The sequence below is a fragment of the Streptomyces sp. NBC_00988 genome, from assembly GCF_045162645.1.
Lineage (GTDB): Bacteria > Actinomycetota > Actinomycetes > Streptomycetales > Streptomycetaceae > Streptomyces.
On the sequence record NZ_CP108730.1, the window covers coordinates 8,952,727 to 8,975,212 of the forward strand.

1 protein-coding gene (cut by a window edge) is annotated in these 22,486 nt (G+C 73.4%); it reads left to right on the forward strand.

Features of this window, described 5'->3' with window-relative positions; translation table 11 throughout:
- Positions 1-22,479: the 3' portion of a hypothetical protein gene (locus tag OG496_RS40940; protein WP_405974436.1), read on the forward strand. It extends 14,379 nt beyond the left edge of the window; the window shows 22,479 of its 36,858 coding nt (coding positions 14,380-36,858); its start codon lies beyond the left edge, outside the window; its stop codon occupies positions 22,477-22,479.
- Positions 22,480-22,486: the final 7 nt, after the last annotated feature.

A 22,486-nucleotide genomic window follows, 5' to 3' on the forward strand; every position in this document is an offset into this window, starting at 1 on the left:
CCCGTGCCGCCCGTCCCGCCGACGGTCACCGGCACGCTGCGGCTGGCGGTGCCGGACGGCCGTACCCACGCACCCGCGACGACTCCCGCACCGCCCGTACGGGCCGACGGTGCGCCGCGTCCGGTCAACGCGGTCGACACGGCCCGTCTCGACGGGACCGATGCCACGGGCACCCCGCGTCCGGAGCTGGTGCAGATACCGGACGACGCGTTGATCGACACCGTGCGCGGTTCCGCGGCCATCGAGTCCGTCTTCCAGCGGGCCGCCCGGGAGATCCGCCACCAGGCCCAGCAGACGACGCCCCCCACCCCGGCCACCGGCCCGATCCTCCCGGTCACCGCCCCCGGCACGGCACCCGCCCCGGCCGCGCCGCAGCGCGCGAGCCTCTTCCCGCTCGCCGGGCACGGGCTGTTGGACAACACGACGCGCGCCGCCGAGACCCGGCACGCGGCGATCACGCCGGGCAGTCTTGTCGCGCACGGGCACGAACTGTTCAAGAATTCCTATGTAGTTGAGGGCCTGAGCCTGCCGGGGACGATGGCGGACGGGCAGTACTCGCTGGAGATCCAGGCCGTCGCGCACCGGCCCCGCCTGCTGGACACGACCCGGCAGTACCTGGAGACCGGCGTCTCGGCCACCGACAGTGCCCAGCAGCTCAAGTCCCTCGGAAAGTCGCACCAGTTCGGCGGCACCGGGTCGGCCACCCAGAACTCGACCACACCGGTGGCGGAAGGCCCCGCCAAGCCGAACAAGGACCAGCTCAGCCCGGCGGTACGGCTCAACAAGGTGTCCCGCACCGACACTTCCGACACGCTCGCCGCCAGCACGGGCGTCAACCGCACCCCCACCGAGAGCGGCGACCTGCACCGGGTGGTCGCCGACGTCACCTATGTGGTCACGGTCCGGGCCGGCTCCCGCACGCTGGGCGGCGGGATCCTGGACGCCGGCACGATCGACCCCGTCATCTTCGCGGTGGACGTTCCCGACGGGCTCCAGTTCCTCATGACCCAGGGCCAACTCGACCGTGACGCACGGTGGATGGGCTCGGTGACCGGTCTCACCCCGCAGCCCGTCCAGGGCCAGGCTCCGCTGCCGGCGTCGTACGTGCGCAACCGGCAACTGGGCCTCGGTGGCGTCCTCTCGGTCAGCGAGTACGAGAACGTCCCCACCCCGGCACCCGCCGGGGCCCCAGCACCCGCCGCCGGTGCGATCCCGTTGGTGCAGCTCAACAACGAGGTGGAGCGGCGCGGCCAGGTCGGGCGTCGGCTGCGGGCCCTGGTCGAGACCGAGGCACCCGGAGTGTTCACCCCGGGGCACTCCGGCCACCAGCAGGGTGTGCTCAGCCGGATCACCCAGCACACCTCAACCGGCGGACTGCGCTCACTGCCCGGACGCGGCCCGGACGGCACCCCGCACCCGGCCACCACCCGCTTCCACTTCCGCCACCACGGTTACGGCGGTGAGCGGCTGGTCGAGGTCATGCTGCGGGCGAGGCCCCGGGCGGCCCAGAACCTGGCTGGTGTCCGGGGCACCTCCACGCCCGGTTCGGGCCTCGAACAGTGGCAGTCGCACACCGCAGCGGGCCGCAGCGCCGTTCGTGCCGCGGCCGAGCAGGCGCAGCTGCCGGTCACGCCGGGGGTCCGCTATCTCCGTCCGGACCAGGGTCCCGATCCGTTGACGACGGACCGCGCGGAGGTGGGGTTCACCCCGCAGTCGGCCGGCACCATCTCGGCCCGGCGGGCGACCACGGCCGACAACCGTTTCTGGCTGCGTACGGACAACGGCGCCGATTTCGACGGCCTCCAGTACGACTACGAGCTGACGGTCCGTTCCGCGCTGGTCGTCGACTGGCCGCCGAACGTCATCGGCGGTCTCATCCAGAACGGTGTCATCGCCTGGGCCGACGCGGACGGGGACGTACGCCAGTGGATCGACAGCATGCTGGCGGGCGGCAACACGCGCACCGAAACCGTCCCGGTCCGCCTGGCGCTGCGGTTCACCGGCACCGAGACCAACGTGCCCGTACCGACGCCCACGGTGACCGCCCCGTCCGCCGAGTCCGGCGCCGACCCGCGCAACACCGTGCTGCCGGCCGGCCCCGCCGCCGGGCTCTATCTCACCGACGCGCAGATGTTCCACCCGGTGGGGCCGACCCCGGCGTTCCACTTCGACGGCTGGGCGCATCTGGAGACGGCGCTGAACAACGTCGCGCCGCGCCGCCTGGGAGGCTGGCACGCGCAGATCACCTCCGTGTCGGTGGAGGGACAGGCCGTCCGGCTCGGCCAGTTGATCCAGGCCGGGCGTGTCAGCCTCGACCGTCCCCGGCTGGCCGCCGACCTCACCCGCACCATGCCCGGCACCCAACCCTTCGAAGGGGCGCCGGAGCAGGCCCCGTCGATCGCGGTGACGCTCTACAACCCGCGCCGTTCCACCAACGCCGACGATGTCACGCTCGACCAGCTCCACAACACGACCGACACGGTGAGCACCGCCGCGGGCGCGGACCACTCCTTGGCGACCTCGCTCACGTACCGCCTGAGCGGTGAGGACAACAATCGCCAGCTCGGCGGGGTCAATGTCCCGGTCGCGCAGCGGCAGACCCAGCCCTCGGCCTTCGGCGGCACCACCACCGGCAGCCGCCGTGACTGGCTGAAGTCCGGCAGCACCGCCGCGCCCGCCAACGGGGCGCGCGGGACCCGGAGTTACGTCGTCGACGTCGACGCGCACCTGCTCGTCGAGGGACCGCAGGGCACCCGTCACGTCACCGGCACCGTCACCCTCCGCATCGAGGAACGCGACCTCCTCGGCCATGGCCTGCTCACCCCGGCGGAGACCCCGCCGAACCTCCACGACCTGCCCGCGCTCGTCCCCGACTGGGCCACCGTAGAACCGCACACTCTGCCCGAACGTCTCAACTCCGCGATCCCGGCGGGCAGTCACGGCGTGCAGGTCTGGGTGGCCCTGGGCGCCGACCCGCAGGGCACGCGGCTCGGCCAGGCGCTCTACGGGGCCTCGCGTGCGGCCGTGCTCGGCAACCGGCCGCTGGAGCTGATGACCCGTGACCCGCGGGGCATCCGCCGCTGGGAGTTCAACCCTGACGGTGCCCTCGTCACCGCCGACCCCGACCTGACCGTCGCGTGGGACGCCTTCGACGCCCAGGCCGAACTTCTGTACACCGCCACGGACACGCTCGCCGACACCCCGCAGCTGCTGAACCTCCGCCTCGCCGCCCGCCGGGAGGCCAATCAGGCGTACACGGAAGCCGTGGAAACCCACGAGGAGACGCAGCGCGAGGTCACGGACGCGACCACCGCCCATACCGGGGCGAGGAAGACGGCCGCCGAATCCGCCAAGGCCGCGCGCCAGGCGGAGGCACTGGTCGAGCGGCTGAAGCGGGACCTCGCGGAGGCCCGACGGACCGCGACGACACTGCCGCCGGTCATCAGGCAGCACGAACGGGACGAGACCAAGGGCCACCGCGATCTTCAGGCGGCCCTGGCCGCGCTGACGCAGGCCGAGAACACCGTGCGCGAAGAGCGCGCCGCCGCGGCACGGGCCGCCCAACAGGCCGCGAACAACGGGCAGTCGAGCACCACTCCCGCCCCGCCCCCTGCCGCATCCGGCGCCCCGCGCTCCCACACCCCGGCGCCCGATGTCGCCGGCGACCCTCGCGTCCAGGCCGTGCTCCCGGCGATCACCGCCGCCGACAACGCGATCCAGCAGGCCACCGCCGCGCTCGCCGCGGCACGGCCGGTGCTGGAGCGGGCGGAACACATCGTCGAGGTCGGCCCGGACCGTATCAGCGCGGAGGAGGCGAAGCACGGGGCGGCCGTGGCGAAGGAGCGGAAGGACGCGGAGGCCGAGGCCGCCGCGGCCGACGACCTCCAGCTCGCCACGGAGAAGGAGACCGACGCCCGGCGCGAGGTGGCCGAGGCCGCGGACGAAGTCGCCGACCGCGACAAGGAGATCGCCGACGTCGTCACCGCGCAACAGCGCGCCGCCGCCGACCAGATGGCGGCCACCGACGCGCTGGGAGACCTGGCCGGCGACGTCCAGGACAGCGCCCCGACCCCCGAACAGTCCCTGCGGACCACCTTCGCCACCACCTCGCCTCGCTGGCCCACCCCCGACGGCCCGGCCGCACCCCTCCCGGCCGGCGGCCAGACCCACACCCCGCCCACCGCCGTCACCGGCACCACCAACGCCGGGACCGGCACCACGGGGACGAACCCCACGACGACCACGACGACCACGACGCCCGCGCCGAAGCCGAAGCCGAAGAAGAGCGGGCCGCCCAAGTCCGGTACGAGCAACGCCAAGACGGACAAGGGCAACGACAACAAGGGCAAGAAGCCTGCCACCGACAAGAACACGGCCCTCGACAAGGGCAAGGGCAACGCCAAGTCCTCGCCCGTCCAGTCGCCCCCGCTCCCCGGCACGACCCCGGCCGCCCCGCAGTCTCCCTACGTGGCCCCCGCCGGCCGCGTCGTCGCGACCCCCGGCGACGGCTACTGCCTCCTCTACGCCGTCATCGGCAGCGCGCCGGACCTGGTCCGCACCCGCCTGCGGCAGGCCGACCCGGCCTTCTCCGCGGCCACCGCCGCCTGGCTCGCCCGGCCCGACGACGTACGGCACACCCTCACGACACTCGCGGCGCGGCCGCAGACCACCAACCGGGGAACAGGCCATCTGCGGGCCGCGCAGCGGGGGTTGCAGACCCTGGTCCGGGCTCGGCTGGCAGCGGCACGCGACGGCAGCCGCCCGCTCCCGCCGCAGGTGCTCGGCCAGCTCCGGGGCGTCCTCGCCGGCGAGTTCGCGGACCTGGTGGAGAACGCGTCCGACGCCGCCGTCGCCAACCAGCTGAACGTGTACGGCATCCAGGGTGTCACCCGCACCGAGGACCTGGACCCGGTCGACCTCCAGACCCGTTACGCACGAGCCATCACGGCACCGGGCGCACCGCCTCCACTGACCGGCAACCCACCGAGCAACCGGCGGATGTTCGCCTATCTGCGGTCGATGGGCGCGCTGCCGACGCCCACCGCCATGACACCGGCCGAACGCCGGTGGCTGCTGACCGCCGGCTATCACCGGAGCACCGTCCCCCTCACCCAGGGCGAGGCGCGCCTGCTCGACAGCGCGGTGGACACCTGGTCGGACTCGTGGGCGGACCCGGTCGGCGACACCTTCCTGCCGCTGCTCGCCGACACCCTCGAAGCCCCGATCCACGTCTTCGAACCGGTGACCACCACACCCGCCGGCCCCCGTGGCATCACGCTGCGCTACGGCCCGACGACCACCAACACCCCAGCGCTGGAGGTCCGTTACACGGGCCTGAACCACTACAGCGCGAGCGACGCGAACCCGGATGCCGCCCCGGCGAACATCACCCCGTCGAAGGCACCCCGGGGTCCCGAGGACGCCAACAGCGTTCAGCCGGACGGCCGTTACCGTCCCGCGCCGACCCGTGCCGCCGGTGACGACCTGCCTGCGTCCCGCGTCGCCGACCCGGCTCCGAAGGACACGTGGCACGGCCTGCGTCCGCACGCCCGTCCCGCCGTTCACAGCACGGAGCGTTTCGACCCGCACGCCGACCAGTCCAACTCGCCCCGCCCTGGGGCTCTCAGCGGTGCGACGACTCTCATCCGGACGCAGGTCCGTCGTATCCAGGCCCCCAACGGCCAGTGGATACGGGACTACACGCTCAACCTCCCGGTCACCGCGACCGATCCGGCCCTCACCCAGCAGCTCAACGAGCGCATCACGCGTCTCCTGGACACGCACCTGAACTCCGGTCTCGCGCTGCCGAGTTCAGGTGACCAGCTCCACATCAACCTGAACCTGATCGCCGACTCCGGTCACCCCGAGACGATCACTCTCACCGACTCCGAGAACCCGGGCCGCGCCGACCAACTCCACCTGGACGCCAACCACTCGGACGAGGACCTCCTGCACGAGGTCCTGCACTACCTCGGTCTGCCGGACGAACAACGCGACAACGACTTCCTGTTGCGCAACCACCCGAACAGCACCACCGTCCACACCACCGGCCTGATGGCCAGCACCCAGACCCCGGTCCACATCCCGCAGCGCTACCTCCGCACGATCGAGAACGTCACCGCGGCCGGCCCCCAACTCCACGACCACGCGGGCCAGGACGAGACGACGCCTGTCCGCGACCCCGACGCCACGCCCATCCCCACGGACGCCCCCCTCACCTGGCCCGTCTCGAACGCCCCGACGGCACAGCCGCCCGCGCATGTCCAACTTCCGTCGAGTTACGTGAACTCGTACGGCGCGCTTCCCGACGGGACCGTCGGGCTGGTGTACGCGGAGCCGTTCTCCGACGAGGTGATCGAGGGGCTGCACGGGCAGGTCTACGAGGCGCTCGGGCTGGATGCCGACAACCCGCCCGAATCGGTGCGCGAGCAGGTGCGGGGCGAGCTGACCCGGGAGAACCTCGCGCTCCAACTGCCGTATCTGCGCTCGAACGGCGGTCTCCGCATCACCGTCCAGGTCGGCGGCCGTGATCGAACGGTCGACGTTCAGTTGACGCTTTCCGATGCCCGGGCCTCGTTGCGGCAGGGCCGTTTCGACCCGCGTGACCCGGACAAGCACGTCGAGCGGCGCGGGTTCGGTACGCGGGAGAACTTCTCCAGCCAGCCGTCGGGTACGTACCGGACGTTCCAGGTGCCGTGGACCGGGTCCTGGCCGATCACGGCGCCCACCGCGGTGCGGGCGGTGGACGGATCGCTGACGGCGGCGATCACCCACAACCAGGCCAGCGACGCGACGACCGTCACCCAGGCCGTGCAGACCACGTCCTCCCAGCGCTCCAACGAGCCTTCTGATCCTGTGGAGTTCAGCACCCGGTGGCGCGTGCGTGTCGACGCGCCGGCCGTCACCGCGCCCACCACCACGACCGCCCCGGCACCGGACGGATGGGGCACGGCGGAGTCTCACGGTCCGACCACGATCTGGTTCCCGCGGCACCTCACCACCGCCGATCCGGCGCCGGGTTCGCTGCCCGCGCCCGCCGCGATGGCCGATCTCCCGCTCTACGGCGTCGACTCGGTGATCGACCCGAGGGCGCTGTACGAGCACGTCCGCCAGACGTTCCACGCCGATCTGGACGACACCGCCGCCGGGCAGGTCTCGGACTTCCTCTCGGAGCAGGTGCTGCGCGGCACTCTGCCGATGCAGGTGGACGGCGGGATCTACTCGCCGGTGATCACCGACGCCGACGGCAACGCGGTCGGCATGCTGCACCTGGTCACCACGCCCGCCGTCGGCACCCCGCTGCGGCAGAGCACCCCCGGCCAGATCAACCTCGAAAGTCACCTGGTCAACACCGCGAAGGTGGACCTCTCCTCGAAGTACACCAGCGGGATCGGGGTCAGCGGGAGTGGTGCCGCCGCTCTCACCGGTGACCACAGCCAGGGTCATCCGGACGCCTCCAGCACCATCGGCGGCAGTCTCGGCCTGCGCGGGCAGACCCAGGCGACCGTCACCAACACCTACAGCGCGAGCAGTTCCGCGGGCACGATGCACGCGATCCGCACCAACCGCGGCCATCTCCTCACCCCCTCCGGCGTCACCTACCGGGTCACCCTGATCCGGCCCGACGGCACCGAGACACGGGCGCCTGCGCTCACCCAGACGCACGGCATGGACCTACGGGTCCTGAGCAAGACGGACGCCACCGGGCACACGCCGACCGCCGCCGAGACACGTGAACTCCCGGACTCCCTGGAGCGGTTGGACGGCATCGGGCTGAGCGCGGCCCCGCTCGACGTCACCGGCACGGACGGCCTGTTCGACGAGGCCGAGACGTGGCTGCGCCGTGAGGGTTTCCTGCCGCCCGTCCCAACGGCCCCGGCCCCCAACGGAGTTGGCGCGCGGCTGAGGCAGGCGGTGCGCAACCACGAGCCCGAGCACCAGATCCGGCTGCACGCGCAACTCAACAACCTGCGCCGCCTGAGGGAGGCGCGCTCCCGTACGGGGCTGCGTGCCGCGACCGACGCGATGGTCGACGGTGGCCACTCCTTGCACTTCGAGGTGCCCAACAGCAGTGACACGGGCGTCCGTCGGGTCCGGCTGTTGCTCACCGCCGACCGTGACACCGGGCAGGCCAGCACCCATCACCTGGTTTTGCCGGGCATCCAGGTCATGGGTCTGGCGCAGATGGCGGGCAGCGACGCCGAGCAGCGCGGTGAGTCGTACGGCGGCGCGCTCGGGCCGATGGCCAGTGTCAGCGGGCCGACGGGGAGTTGGGGGTCCATCGGATTCGGGGCCGACTATCAGTACGGCCACCAGGTCACCCACGGCGACACCGTGGGCGGCGCGACCTCGCACGACCAGTTCTACATCGGCACCGGTCAGGACAGCCACGCGTTCGACGTGCCGGTGCGGTTGGCCCTGGACCTGTACGCGGACGACAGCGACCAGCCCAGCGAGCGGTTCGGGCGGAACGTGAACCAGGCCGCGGCACCGGCACCGGCCGCCGTACCGGCACCAACTGCCGCCGGTGCGCCGCCTGTTGCCCCGGCGCCGACGGTCACCGGTTCGCTGCGGCTTGCGGTGCCGGACGGCCGTACGCACGCGCCCGCGACGACCCCCGCGGCGCCCGCACGTACCGACGGGGTGCCGCGTCGGCCCAACGCGGTCGACAGGGCACGGCTCGACGCGACCGACGCCACCGGCACCCCGCGCCCGGAGCTGGTGCGGATACCGGACGACGCGTTGATCGACACCGTGCGCGGCTCGGCGGCCGTCGAGTCGGCCTTCCAGCGGGCCGCAGCGGAGATCCGCAACCAGGCCCAGCCGACGCCCCCCGCCACCACCGGCACGGGTCCGATCCTCCCGGTCACCGCCCCTGCGACGACCGGTACGGCCCCGGCGACCACCGGTACCGCCCCCGCCCCGACCGCCGTCCCGGCTCCGCGCGACGGCATCTCCCCGCTCGCCGGGCGCGGGCTCACGGACAGCAGGACGCGCGCCGCCGAGACCCGGCACGCGGCGATCACGCCGGGCAGTCTTGTCGCCCACGGGCACGAACTGTTCAAGAACTCCTATGTAGTTGAGGGTCTGAGCCTGCCGGGGACGCTCGCGGACGGTCAGTACTCGCTGGAGATCCAGGCCGTCGCGCATCGGCCTCGGCTGCTGGACACCACCCGGCAGTATCTGGAGACCGGCGTCTCGGCCACCGACAGTGCCCAGCAGCTCAAGTCCCTTGGGAAGTCACACCAGTTCGGCGGCAGCGGGGTGCTCACCCAGAACCCGCCCCCGCAGCCGGCCGGGCAAGGCAACAGCGGTCCGGAGTCGGACGGTTCGGTCTCCACCAGCCAGACCAGCGGCAAGTCGTACAAGGGCCTCTTCAACCCCTCGGCACGGCTCGGCTACGTCGCCCGTACCGACACCGCCGACACCCTCTCCGCCAGTACGGGCGTCAACCGCACCCCCACCGAGAGCGGCACCCTGCACCGCGTGGTCGCCGACGTCACCTACCTCGTCACGGTCCGCGCGGGCTCCCGCACCCTGTTCAACGGCGTCGGCGAACCCGGCACGGTCGACCCCGTCACCTTCGCGGTGGATGTCCCCGACGGCCTCCAGTTCCTCATGACCCAGGGCCAACTCGCCCGCGACGCAAGGTGGATGGGCTCGGTGCAGGGGCTCACGCCCGCGCCCGCCCCGGCGTTGACGGCGGCCCTCCCGGCGCCGTACACCCACAACCGGGAACTGGGCCTCGGCGGTGTCCTCTCGGTCATCGAGTACGACCGGCCCGTCGCGGCCCCCGTCCCGACGACCGGGCCCACCGCCGGCCAGGTCCCACTGGGGCCGGTCAACCCGAGGGAGCGGCGCGGGCAGGTCGGTCGCGAGCTGCTGGCGCTGGTGGAGGCCGAGGCACCCGGAGCGGTCACGCCGGGGCACTCCGGTTACCAGCAGGGCGTGCACAGCCGGGTCGCGCAGCTCACCTCGTCGGCCGGGCTGCGGTCGCTGCCCGGACGCGGTCCGGACGGCACCCCGCGCCGGGCCACCACCCGCTTCCACTTCCGCCACCACGGCCACGGCGGCGAGCGGCTGGTCGAGGTCACGCTCACGGCACGGCCCCGGCGGACCCAGAACCTGGCCGGTGTCCGGGGTTTCTCGACGCCCGGCTCGGGCCTCGAACAGTGGCAGTCGCACACCTCCGCGGGCCGCACCACCACCCGCGCCTCGGTCCGGCAGAAACAGCTCCCGGTCACCCTGACGACCCGCTACCTCCGCCCCAACCAGGGCCCGGACCCGTCCAAGACGGACCGCGCGGCACCCGTGTTCACCCCGCAGGCGGCCACCAGCATCTCCGCCCGGCGGGCCACCACCGCCGACAACCGCTTCTGGCTGCGTACCGACAACGGCGCCGACTTCGACGGCCTCCAGTACGACTACGAGCTGTCCGTCCGCTCCGCGCTGGTGACCGACTGGCCGCCGAACGTCATCGGCGGTCTCATCCAGAACGGTGTCATCGCCTGGTCCGACGCGGACGGCGACGTACGCCGGTGGATAGACGAGTTGATGGCCCGGGGCAACCCGCGCACCAGCACCGTCCCGGTCCGGCTGACCCTGCGCTTCACCGGCACCGAGACCGCCCTGCCCGGCGCGGGCGGCCCGGCTCCGGTCAACGCCCCGTCCGTCGTCTCCGGCGCCGACCCGCGCAACACCGTGCGGCCGGCCGGTCCCGCCGCCGGGCCGTATCTCGCCGACGCGCAGATGTTCCACCCGGTGGGACCGACCCCGGCGTTCCACTTCGACGGCTGGGCGCATCTGGAGACGGCGCTCAACGACGTTGCCCCACGCGGCGGTCGAGGCTGGCATTCACAGATCACCTCGGTCTCGGTGGAAGGACAGGCGGTCCGGCTGGGCCAGTTGATCCAGGCCGGACGGGTCTCCCTCGACCGTCCCCGGCTGGCTGCCGACCTCACCCGCAAGATGCCCGGCACCGCGCCCTTCGAGGGGGCACCCGATCACGCGCCGTCGATCGCGGTGACCCTGTACAACCCGCGCCGTTCCACCAACGCCGACGACGTCACGCTCGACCAACTCCACAACACCACCGACACGGTGAGCACCGCGGCCGGCGCCGACCACTCCCTCGCGACCTCGTTCACGGAACTTCTCAGTGGCGATGACGACAACCACGAGATCGCGGGCATCAACGTTCCGCTCGCCCAGCGGCAGACCCAGCCTTCGACCTTCGGTGGCACCACCACCGGCAGCCGCCGTGACTGGCTGAAGTCCGGCAGCACCGCCGCGCCCGCCAACGGGGCGCGGGGGACGCGGAGTTACGTCGTCGACGCCGACGCACATCTGCTCGTCGAGGGACCTGAAGGCATCCGTCACGTCACCGGTACGGTCACCCTCCGCATCGAGGAGCGTGACCTCCTCGGCCACGGTCTGCTCACCCCGGCGGAGACCCCGCCGAACCTCCACGACCTGCCCGCGCTCGTTCCCGACTGGGCCACGGCCGAGCCGCACACCTTGCCCGAACGCCTCAACTCCGCGATCCCTCCGGGCAGTCACGGCGTGCAGGTCTGGGTGGCCCTCGGCGCCGACCCGCAGGGCGAGCACCTCGGCCAGGCGCTTTACGCGGCCTCCCGTACGGCTGTGCTCGGCAACCGTCCGCTGGAGTTGATGACCCGTGACCCGCAGGGCATCCGCCGCTGGGAGTTCACCCCCGAGGGCGCCCTCGTCACCGCCGACCCCGACCTGGCCACCGCGTGGGACGCCTTCGACGTCCAGGCCGAACTCCTGCACACCGCCACCGAAACCCTCGCCGACACCCCGCAGCGGCTGAACCGCCTCACCGCCTCCCTCCAGCAGGCCAACCGGGCGCACACGGCCGCCGTAGAAGCGCACGGGAAGGCGCGACTCGCGGTCAAGAACGCGACCGACGCCCACGCGGACGCGAAGAAGGCGGCCGCCGACGCCGCCGAGGCCGCGCGCAAGGCCGAGGCGCTGGTCGCGCGGCTGAAGCGGGACCTCGCGGAGGCCCGGAACACCGTCACGACCTTGCCGTCGGTCATCGAGCGGCACGAGCGGGACGAGACCAAGGGTCGCCACGACCTCCAGACGGCCCTGGCGGCGCTGACACGGGCCGAGAACACCGTGCGTGAAGAGCGCGCCGCCGCGGCACGGGCCGCCGCCCAACAGGCCGCGAAGAACGGGCAGTCGAGTACCGCCCCTGCCCCCGCACCCGTACCGGCCCCCGTCGCCCCCGGCGCCCCGCGTCCCCACATCCCCGCGCCCGATGTCGCCGGCGACCCCCGCGTACAGGCCGCGCTCCCGGCGATCACCGCCGCCGACAACGCGATCCAGCAGGCCACCACCGCGCTCACCGCGGCCCGGCCGGTGCTGGCGCGGGCGGAGCACATCGTCGAGGTCGGCCCGGACCGCATCGGCGCGGAGGAGGAGAACCACGAGGAGGCCGTGGAGAAGGCGGCGGAGGCCGCGGCAGCCGAGGCCGACGCGGCTGCCGACGTGCAGCTCGCCACGCGGGACGAGACCGTCGCCCGGGGCCGGGTGACCGCGGCCGAGGCCGAAGTCGCCCGCCGCAACGGGCTGGTCGCCGCCGCCGTCACCGCGCAGTTGCAGGCCGCCGCCGACCAGATGTCGGCCACCGCCGCGCTGCCAGGTCTGTCCAGCGACGTCCAGGACAGCGCCCCGACCCCCGAACAGTCCCTGCGGACGACCTTCGCCACCACCCCGCCCCGCTGGCCTGCCCCTGACGGCCGCGCCGCGGCCCTCCCGGCGGGCGGCCAGACGCACACTCCGGCGCCCGCGACGACCACCGGCACCACCACGAATGCCGGGACGACGGGGACCACGGGGACGACCCCGACCACGACGAAACCGCAGCCGAAGAAGAGCGGGCCGCCCAAGTCCGGTACGGGCAACGCCAAGACGGACAAGACGGGTAAGGGCGACAAGACCGGCAAGGACAAGAAGCCGGCCACCGACAAGAACACGGGCGTCGACAAGGGCAAGGGCAAGGCCACGACCCCGCCGCCCGCCACAACCCCCGCCGCCCCCCTGACCCCCTACGTCGGCCCCACCGGCAACGCCGTCCAGACCCCCGGTGACGGCAACTGCCTCCTCTACGCCGTCATCGGCAGCGCCCCCCACCTGGTCCGCACCCGCCTCCAGCAGGCCGCCGCCACCGGCACCACCCAGGCCCTCGCCCCGGCCACCGCCGCCTGGCTCGCCCGGCCCGACGACGTACAACGGGCCCTCAGGACGATGGCGCAGAACCCGCAGGCCGGCGACCGGGGATCCAATCAACTACGGGCCGCACGGCAGGAGTTGCAGAACCTGGTCCTGGCCCGGCTGGCGGCCGCACGCGACGGCAGCCGCCCGCTCCCGCCGCAGGTGCTCGGCCAGCTCCGGGGCGTCCTCGTCACCCCCTTCACCGCGGCGGTCCAGAACATGCCCGCCGCCCAGATCGACAACGAACTGGTCCGCTACGGCATCCAGGGCGTGACCCACGCCGAGGACCTGGACCCGGTCGACCTCCAGACCCGCTATCTGCAAGCGGTCTCCATGCCGGGCGCACCGCCCGCACTCACCGGCGCCGCGCCGAGCAACCGCCGTATGTTCGCCTATCTGCGTGCGGTGAACGGACTGCCGACCCTCGCCACCATGACCACGGACGAGCGCCGGTCGCTGCTGATCGCCGGTTACCACCGCAGCACCGCCGCACTCAGCCAGGACGAGGCGAACATGCTCGGCAGCGCGGTGGGCAACTGGTCGGCCGCGTGGGCGAACCCGATCGGCGACACCTTCCTGCCCCTCCTCGCCGACACCCTCGACGCCCCGATCCACGTCTTCCAGCCGATGCCCGCCCCGCTCGCCGGCACCACCGCGACCGGCGGCCCCCGCGGCATCGTGCTGCGCTACGGCCCGACCACCAACACCCCCGCGCTGGAGGTCCACTACACGGGCCTGAACCACTACAGCGCGAGCGCCGCGAACACGGGTACCACCCCGGCGAACATCACCCCGTCGAACGCACCCCGGGGCCCCGAGGACGCCAACAGCGTTCAGCCGGACGGCCGTTACCGTCCCGCGCCGACCCGCGCCGCCGGTGACGACCTGCCTGCGTCCCGCGTCGCCGACCCCGCCTCCAAGGACACCTGGCACGGCCTGCGTCCCCACGCCCGCCCGGCTGTTCACTCCACCGAGCGGTTCGATCCGCATGCGGACCAGTCCAACTCGCCCCGGCCCGGAGTACTTAGCGGTGCTACGACGCTCGTCCGTGCCACCATCCGTCGTATCCAGGCGCCCAACGGCCAGTGGATCCGCGACTACACGCTCAACCTCCCGGTCACCGCCACGAACCCGGCGCTGACCACCCGACTCAACGACCGCATCACCGGTCTCCTGGACACGCACCTCAACTCCGGCCTGGCGCTGCCCAGTTCGGGCGACCAGCTCCACATCAACCTGAACCTGATCAGCGACCCCGATCACCCCGAGACGATCACTCTCACCGACACCGCGAAACCGGCCCGCGCCAACCAACTCCACCTCGACGCCAACCATTCCGACGAGGACCTGCTCCACGAGGTCCTGCACTACCTCGGCCTGCCGGACGAACAGCGCGACAACGACTTCCTTCTCCGCAACCACCCGAACAGCACCACCGTCCGCACCACCGGCGTCATGGCCGGCACACAGACCCCCGTCCACATCCCGCAGCGCTACCTCCGCACGATCGAGAACGTCACCGCGGCCGGCCCCCAACTCCACGACCACACAGGCCAGAACGACACGACCCCGGCCCAGGACCCCGACACCACCCCCATCCCCACGGACACCCCCCTGACCTGGCCCGCCTCCAACGCGCCGGTGGCGGCGCCTTCTTCGACGTACGTCCGCGACTACGGTCGTCATCAGGACGGCAACGTGGGCCTGGTGCTCCCCGAACCGCTGTCGGCGGACCTCGTGAACGGGCTGCACCAGCAGGTGATGACGGCGCTCGGGCTGGGGAACGCGCCGGACACGCACCCGGTGCGGGAGCAGTTGCGGACGGTGGCGAGTGCCGAGGAGCTGGTGCTCAACCTGCCGTATCTGCGCGGGAGTCTGGGTTTCCGGATCAGGGTGACCGTGGACGGCCGGGACCGGGACGTCGACCTGCGGATGGGGCTCTCGAACCCGACGGCGGCGGCCCGGTACGGGCAGGCCGAGGGCGGTGTGCGGGACGTACGGGTGGAGCGGCGTGGCATCGGTTCGCAGGAGTCCGTGTCGTCGGAGGCGTCCGGCAACATCCGTACGCTGATGCTGCCTTGGACCGCGCTGTTCCCGGTGACCCGGGCGATCCCGGTGCGCGGTGTCGATGCCGCGCTGACCCTCGCGCTGACGTTGAACCAGCTCTCGTCGAGCGCGTCGGTGACCACGGGCGTGACGTCGACGACGGCGCAGCGCAGCAACGAGCCTTCGGAACCGTACGACTTCACCGCCATGTGGGAGGTACGCGTCGACACTCCGGCGCTGGCCGCGCCCGTCACCTGGTCGCCGGCGCAGTCGCACGGGCCGGTGACCCTCTGGTTCCCGCAGCATCTGGCGCGGGACGAGGACGGGGAGCTGCCGACGGCCGCGGGTCTGGACGTGCTGCCGATCTGGGGCGTGGACACGGTGGCGGATCCGGGGCGGCTGCTCGCGGAGACGCTCCAGCGATTCAGCACCCGGCTACGGGAGTTGGGCGAGGACTCCCGGGCGGAGCTGGAGACGTTCCTGTCGGAGCCGATGCTGCGGGGCACCCTGCCGATGCAGCGGCAGGGAGGCGTCTTCTCGCCGGTGCTGCTCGACACGTCGGGGCGCGCGCTCGGCATGTTCCAGTTGCTGACCGACGTGGACGTGGGCGAGCCGCAGCGGCAGACCGTCGCCGGGAAGGTCAACCTGGAGAGCCACCTCACGCAGTCGGTGAAGCTCGACGCCCAGTCGAAGTTCAGCAGCGGCGCGTCCCTGTCCGGGAGCGTCGGGCCGGCGCTCACCGGCGACCACAGCGAGGGTCACTCGGAGGCGACACGGCGGGTCGGCGGCGGTGTGCTGGGGCGGGTCTCGGTCCAGGCGGGGACGAGCGACGCGCTGAACCAGAGCGCCGGCGCGGCGCTGATGCACGAGGTGCGCACCAAGCGCAGTCACCTGCTGGCGCCGGCCTCGGTACGGCACACGCTGGTGTTCCACCGGCCGGGCGGCGGGCGGGAGATCTTCGAGCCGGGCGAGTGGCGGGCCGGCATGCATCTGCGGGTGATGACCGCCGAGGACGCCGCGGGCCATGTCCCGACGGAGGAGGAACTGCGGCGGCTCCCGGCGGAGTTGGAGCATCTGCGGTCGATCGGCGCCAGCGCGACACCGCTGGCCGTGACGGAAGCCCATCGCCTCTTCGTGCCCGCCGAGAACTGGCTGCGCCGCGAGGGCTTCCTGCCCGCCGACGACAACGCCCGCAACCGGGTGCTGCCCGACGAGGCGCTGGTGCAGGCCCAGTTGAACAACCTGCGGCGGTTCGAGCAGACCCGGTCGGAGATCGGGCTGCGGGCCGCGACGGACGCCATGCTGGACGGCGGCCACTCGCTCTTCCTGGAGATCCCGACCCTGACCGGCAGCCGCCGGGTGCGGCTGGTGCTCAGCGCGGAGCGCGGCGCGGGCGAGAGCAGGCACACCACGGTGCTGCCGCACGTGGAGACCATCGGCCTGGTCTCGCTGTCGACGGTCGCCACCGACCAGAACGGCTCGCAGTACGGGGTGTCGTACGGCGCCGGCGGTTCGTTCGGCATCCCGGTGCGCGACGGCGCGTGGACCCTCGGCGGCACCGCCGACCATGTGCGCTCCCACCAAGTGCAGCACGACAACAGTGTGCAGTTGTCCCTCGGGCACGACCAGCAGTTCCAGGGCACCGGGGCGGGACAGCGCACCGAGGTGTTCGAGGTGCCGGCCACCTTCGGGCTCGACCTGTACGAGGGGCCGGGGGAGGAGCCCCTGGTGCGGTTCGCGCCCCTGACGGCCATGGAGCCGTATGCCCCGCACGGCGCCCCGGCGCCCGGCCCTGACGACCCGCCCGCGCCTCCGCCGCCGGACCGGGTGCGGGGGACGCTGAAGCTGGCGGTGCCGACGCTCCGTACGCTGCCCGCCGACGAGGACGTTCCGGCGGCGCCCGCCGCACACACCGTGCGGGCCGCCAACGACGCCGACCGCACGGCGCTCGGCCTGACCGACGAGCACGGCACCCCACTGCCCGACTCGGTACCGCTGCCCGACGACTCGATGGTGGAGGTGTTCCGGGCGTCGGCCGCGCTCGACGACGCGTTCCGCGCGGTGCTCGGCAACACCTACCAGGGGCATCCGGCACGCGGTCTGATGGACGGCGTACGGGACACGGTCGCGGGCCTGACTCCCGCTCCGGTGGCGCGTGTCGGACGCGCCGTCGGCGAGTCGCTGGCCGGTGCCGCGGCCACCGATCCGACCACGGTGACGGCGGAGATGCTCAGCGCCGCCCGCAACCCCGCCGCCCTGCTGGCCCGCGGCCACCAGGTGCTCAAGGGCGCCTATGTGATCGAGGGGCTCACCCTGCCGGGGCTCGCCGCGGACGAGGTCCTGTCGGTCGAGATCCGCGGCACCCTGCGCAGGCCGCGGGCGTCGGCCGAGATCACGCAGTACTTCGAGACCGGGCTCAACGCCGGCGACGGCGCCGGGCAGCAGCGCGGGGTGTCCAGCGCGGCGCAGTGGGCGGGCGGCTTCACCGCGGTCCGCAACAACTCCTCGGCCCAGACCCCGGGCTCCGACCAGGCCGCGGGCAACGACGGCGACATCGGCGGCCTCGGCGACGGCGGCATGCAACGCCGCGCCGACGAACCGGCAGAGCAACAAGGCAGCAGTTCCACGACCGGTTCCGCGTCCCGCAGTGCGACCTTCAACCCCTCGGGCCGCTACACCCGCACCACCCGCCAGGAGAAGGGGCGAGCGCTCGCCTCCTCGACGGTCGTGCACCGCACGGCCACCGAGGGCGGCGCCCAGCACCGCATCACGGCCGACGCGCTTCTGCTGGTCACGTTCCGGCGCGGCACCCGCAACGCCGTGGGCAACGCCTTCGGGCAGGGCGAGGGCCGCGCCGTGACCGTGGCGGTCGAACTCCCGGACGCCGTACGGTTCCTCGTCAGCCCGGCCCAGATCCGGCGCCACCCCGCCTGGTTCGCGACCGTGCCCGGTCTCACCATGCCCGCGGAGATACCGCGCTCCGTGCCCCTGCCGCGCCGCTTCATCGCCTCCCGCGAGGTGGGCCTCGGCAGCGTCCAGGCGATGGACCAGTACACCGACGCCCTGCGTACCGTGCAACGCCCCGACCTCCTCCGGCAGCAACTCCTCGCCCTCATCGAGGAGGAGGCCCCCGGCACGACCCGCCCGGGCCACGCGTCGTACCTCTCCGGCGTCGACACCCGCATCGCCGACCTCACCTCCACGGCCGGCCTCCGCACCCTGGCCGGCCGCGGCCCCGGCCGCGCCCAGCGCTTCCGGTTCCGGCACGTCGGCTACGGCGGCGCCCGCCTCGTCGAGGTCACCCTCTCCGCCGAGCCGGACGCCGACGACCACGCGCTACGACAGGTGCGCGGCCGCGACGGGGCACCGGGCACCGGCATCGAGCAGTACCTCGGCCACACCCCGTCCGTCGTGACCGACAAGACCTCCGACAGCACCCGGCACTCCGCGTTCGCCCAGCTCCAGACCCGGCTCCCGAGGCCCACCGGCGGCCCCCGCACCGACCGGGCGGCCGCACTGCTCGGCGCCGACACCGTGCGCGGCAACTCGGCGCGGGTGACCCGGACCGCCGAGGACCGGCACTGGCTGCGCACCGACAACGTCGCCGACTTCGACGGCGTCCCGTACCGGATCGTCGCCACCGTACGGTCCTCACTGACCACCGACTGGCTGGTGGACCTGCCGGGCAGCGTGCTCCAGCACGGCGTGCTCAGCCTGACCGACGCGGACACCCCGCTCGCCCAGCGCATCGCCCACCTGTTCCTCGGCCGGCGGGCGCGGAGCGTCACCGTGTACACCGCCGCCGCGCTCCGCTTCACCGGCAGCGAGACCGCCGAACCCCCGGAGCCGGTGGCGCAGTTGACGGCGGACCACTCGCCGATCCGGCCGACGCCGAACGGACACCGCTTCACGCCTGGCGGCCCCGCACCGGTCTTCTCCTTCGACGCGGGCACCCACCTCGCCGCCGCGCTCGACGAGGTGGCCCCGGCCCTCACCGGCTCCTGGCGCCGGCTCGCCGCCTCCGACTCCGCGGACGCCACCGCCGTACGGGTCGGCGAACTCCTCCAGGCCGGCACGATCGAGCTGGACCACCCGCGCGGCCCCGCCGGCATCACCACCACGATGCCGGGCGCCTACCCGTTCCAGGGCGACCCCGACACCCCGCCCCGGCTTTCCGTGGAGCTGTACCGGCCGCGCCGGGAGACCGACGCCGGCGACGTGACGATCGACCGGGTCCGGCTCAGCACGGTCAGCGCGGGCTCCGCCTCGCACGCGGGCCTCACCGGCAGCCTCGCGGCCCAGGGCGCCTTCAGCCTCCACGACTCCAACCGCCAACTCCTCGGCTTCACCGCGCCGGCCCTGGCCCGCCCGGCCCAGGACCCCGGCTCGGGCGCCGCCGTCGCGGGCACCCGCCGCGAGTGGCTCAAGCGCGGCGACACCAAGATCCCGGCGGGCACGCGCGGCACCCGCAGCCACGAGATACTCGCCGACGCCCTGATCACCGTCCACGGCCCGAACGGCACCCGGTACGTCTCCGGCACGGTCCGGCTGCGCCCCACGGAGCGCGACCTCCTCGGCCACGGCGTCACCACGGGCCGCACGGACCCGGGCGTCTACGACGGCGCGTCCCTGGTCCGCGAGGCGGCCGACGCCCAGGCGCGGAACGCCCCCGCGGACGCGGTCCTGCGCGACTGGCGCACGGTGTCGCTCCGCGACCTCCCGACCCTGCTGGCCCACGGCATCGAGACGGACCCGGACCCGGCCCGCGACGACACCGCCATGCTCCAGCTGTGGCTCGCCACCGACGGCGGCCCGCGCCAGACGGCCCGCGCGCTGTACGCCGCTTCGGGCACGGCCGCGTTGCTACGGCGGCCCGTCGAACTCGCGCTGCGTGACGGCGAGGGCGTGCGGTTCCGCCGGTTCGACGTGAACGGGGACCCGGAGGGGACGCTGGACGCGGACGAGCGCGGCGACGAGGAGCGGGACGGCGGGGGGCCGAGCAGCGCGGGGCGGGGTGGTGCGGGCCTGGGTGGTGCGCGTCAAGGTGGCGTGGGTCAGGGCGAGTCGGGCCCCAGCGGCGCGGGTCGAGGCGGCGCGCGGCTGGGCGGCCCGGGCCGGGATGGCCTGGGGCAGGACGACGCGGTCCACGACGCCGGTTGGGCGGCCGTACGGGATCAGGTGCGCACACTGGAGGAGGCCGCGCGGGCGGAGCACGCCGCTAACACGCGGGAGCGCCGGCTCCAGGACCAAGTGCCGGACACCCAACGCGTGTTGGACGAGGCCGAGCTGCCGGTGACACAGGCGGAGCTGGACCGGAACCACGCCCGTGCCACCGCGGAGACCGCGGCCGCCGAACTCACCGCCGCCCAGCGGGCCGTCCCGGTCGCCGAACGCACCGATCAGGAACGGCGGGCCCGCGTAACGCAGTTGACCACGGATCTCCAGGGTCAGACCGAGCGCGTGACGGAAGCGACCCGGGTGGCGGGGGAGTACCACGACGCGGTCCCGACGGCGGAGGAAGAACTGGCGGCGGCGGAGGCGGCCGCACGGGAGGCGGAGGAGGCCGCGCGCCAGAGGCCTGCCAACTCGCCGCCCCAGGGCGGGAGTTCGCGCCGAGGCGAGGGCGACTCCCGCTCGATCGACCCCGATTCCCGCCGGAACCGGGCCCGTACAACGCTGGACCAGGCACAGATCGAGGCCGGGGCAGCCGACCGCGCTGTCGACGCCGCCCAGCACACCACCAACGACACCAGGCGCCGGCTCGGCCTGGCCCAGGACGTGGCACGCCACGCCGCCCGCGCCCTGACCCACGCCCGGGACACGGCCGCGACGGCGACCACGGCGGACCGCACGGCCCGGGCGGCGCTCATCGGGGCCACCGCACGCCACGACCAGGCGGTCGCCGCACGGGACGAGGCCCAGCAGGCGGTCGACGCCCTCCGGCGCGAGATCGACGCCTCCCTCGCCGAGCAGGCCAGGCACGCGGCCCGGCAGCGCAACGCGGAGCACGATCTCACCGATGTCGTAACCCTGTTGGAGGCCCAGCGAGCGGAGGCGGGCGAGGGCCCGGCCCCCCTGCCGACGGGTTCCCTGGCCGCCACCCCGGCCACGTGGCCGCGCCGTACCCCCCGCCCGGCACCGGCCCGCAGAGAGGCGGCACCGACGGCCGCCGAACCGGTGGAGACCCCGCAGGAAGCACCCGAGGCCGAGCCCCAAGTGGCACCCCGGGAACCGGAGTTCCAGCCACGCGAAGCCGCGAACGACACCGCCGCGGAATCCGAGGACGACGAGGACGACCCGGCCGGCGAGCATGGGCAGAGCGGTCAACAGGGCCAGCACGCGCAGGACTTGGGCGAGGAGAGCGAGTCCGGCGAAGAGGAGTCGGACGACGAAGCCGACGAGGACGATCAGGCCGGCCGGCGCGGGCATGGTGGCCAACACGGCCGTCGCGGGCAGGACTTGGACGACGGGAGCGAGTCCGGCGAAGGCGACTCGGACGACGACGCCGACCTACACGGGCGGGGCAACCGGCACGGGGACGACGTGGACGTAGACGAGTTCGACCCCGACGACAGCGACGAGGACGAGGACGAGGACGAGGACAGCGACGCCGACGAAGACGGCGGCGACACGAACGGCCGGCGCGGAGACGGCTCCGGCGGTGCCCGCTACCGCCCCGCCGTATCGCGCGCGCAGCGTCCCGAGACGTTCGCCCGTTCACTGGCCCAGTTGCTCGCCGACTCCGGTACCGCCCCCGCGTGGTCCCGAGCCCGGGACCCGCACGGCGCGCTGCTCAGCTGGGTCCAGGCCGATGTGGCGGCTCATGGCGCGCCCGACGACCCGAGGTTCCCGGCCCCGGGCACAGAGGTGTCGACCGACGCGCTGGCCCACATCGGTGCCCTCACCGAGGAGTTGCGCGCCCAGGCGATCCTCCAGAACGGCATGGTGACCGTCGCGGAGGCCGGACTGGACGACTCCGCCCGCCTCGCCTTGGTGCTGGCCCGCCCCGACACCCCCTTCTACGTGGCCACCCTGGCGGCACTGGTCGTAAGGGACACCGGGAGCCCGGTCCAGGTGCTCAGCCCCGGTGGCCGCACCCAACGCTTCGGCCAGGCCGACGGCACCCCGCTGACCTTGTATTTTGACGGCAACCGGTTCTCGGTCAACCCGCCCGCCCCGGACGACGACTGACAGGTCG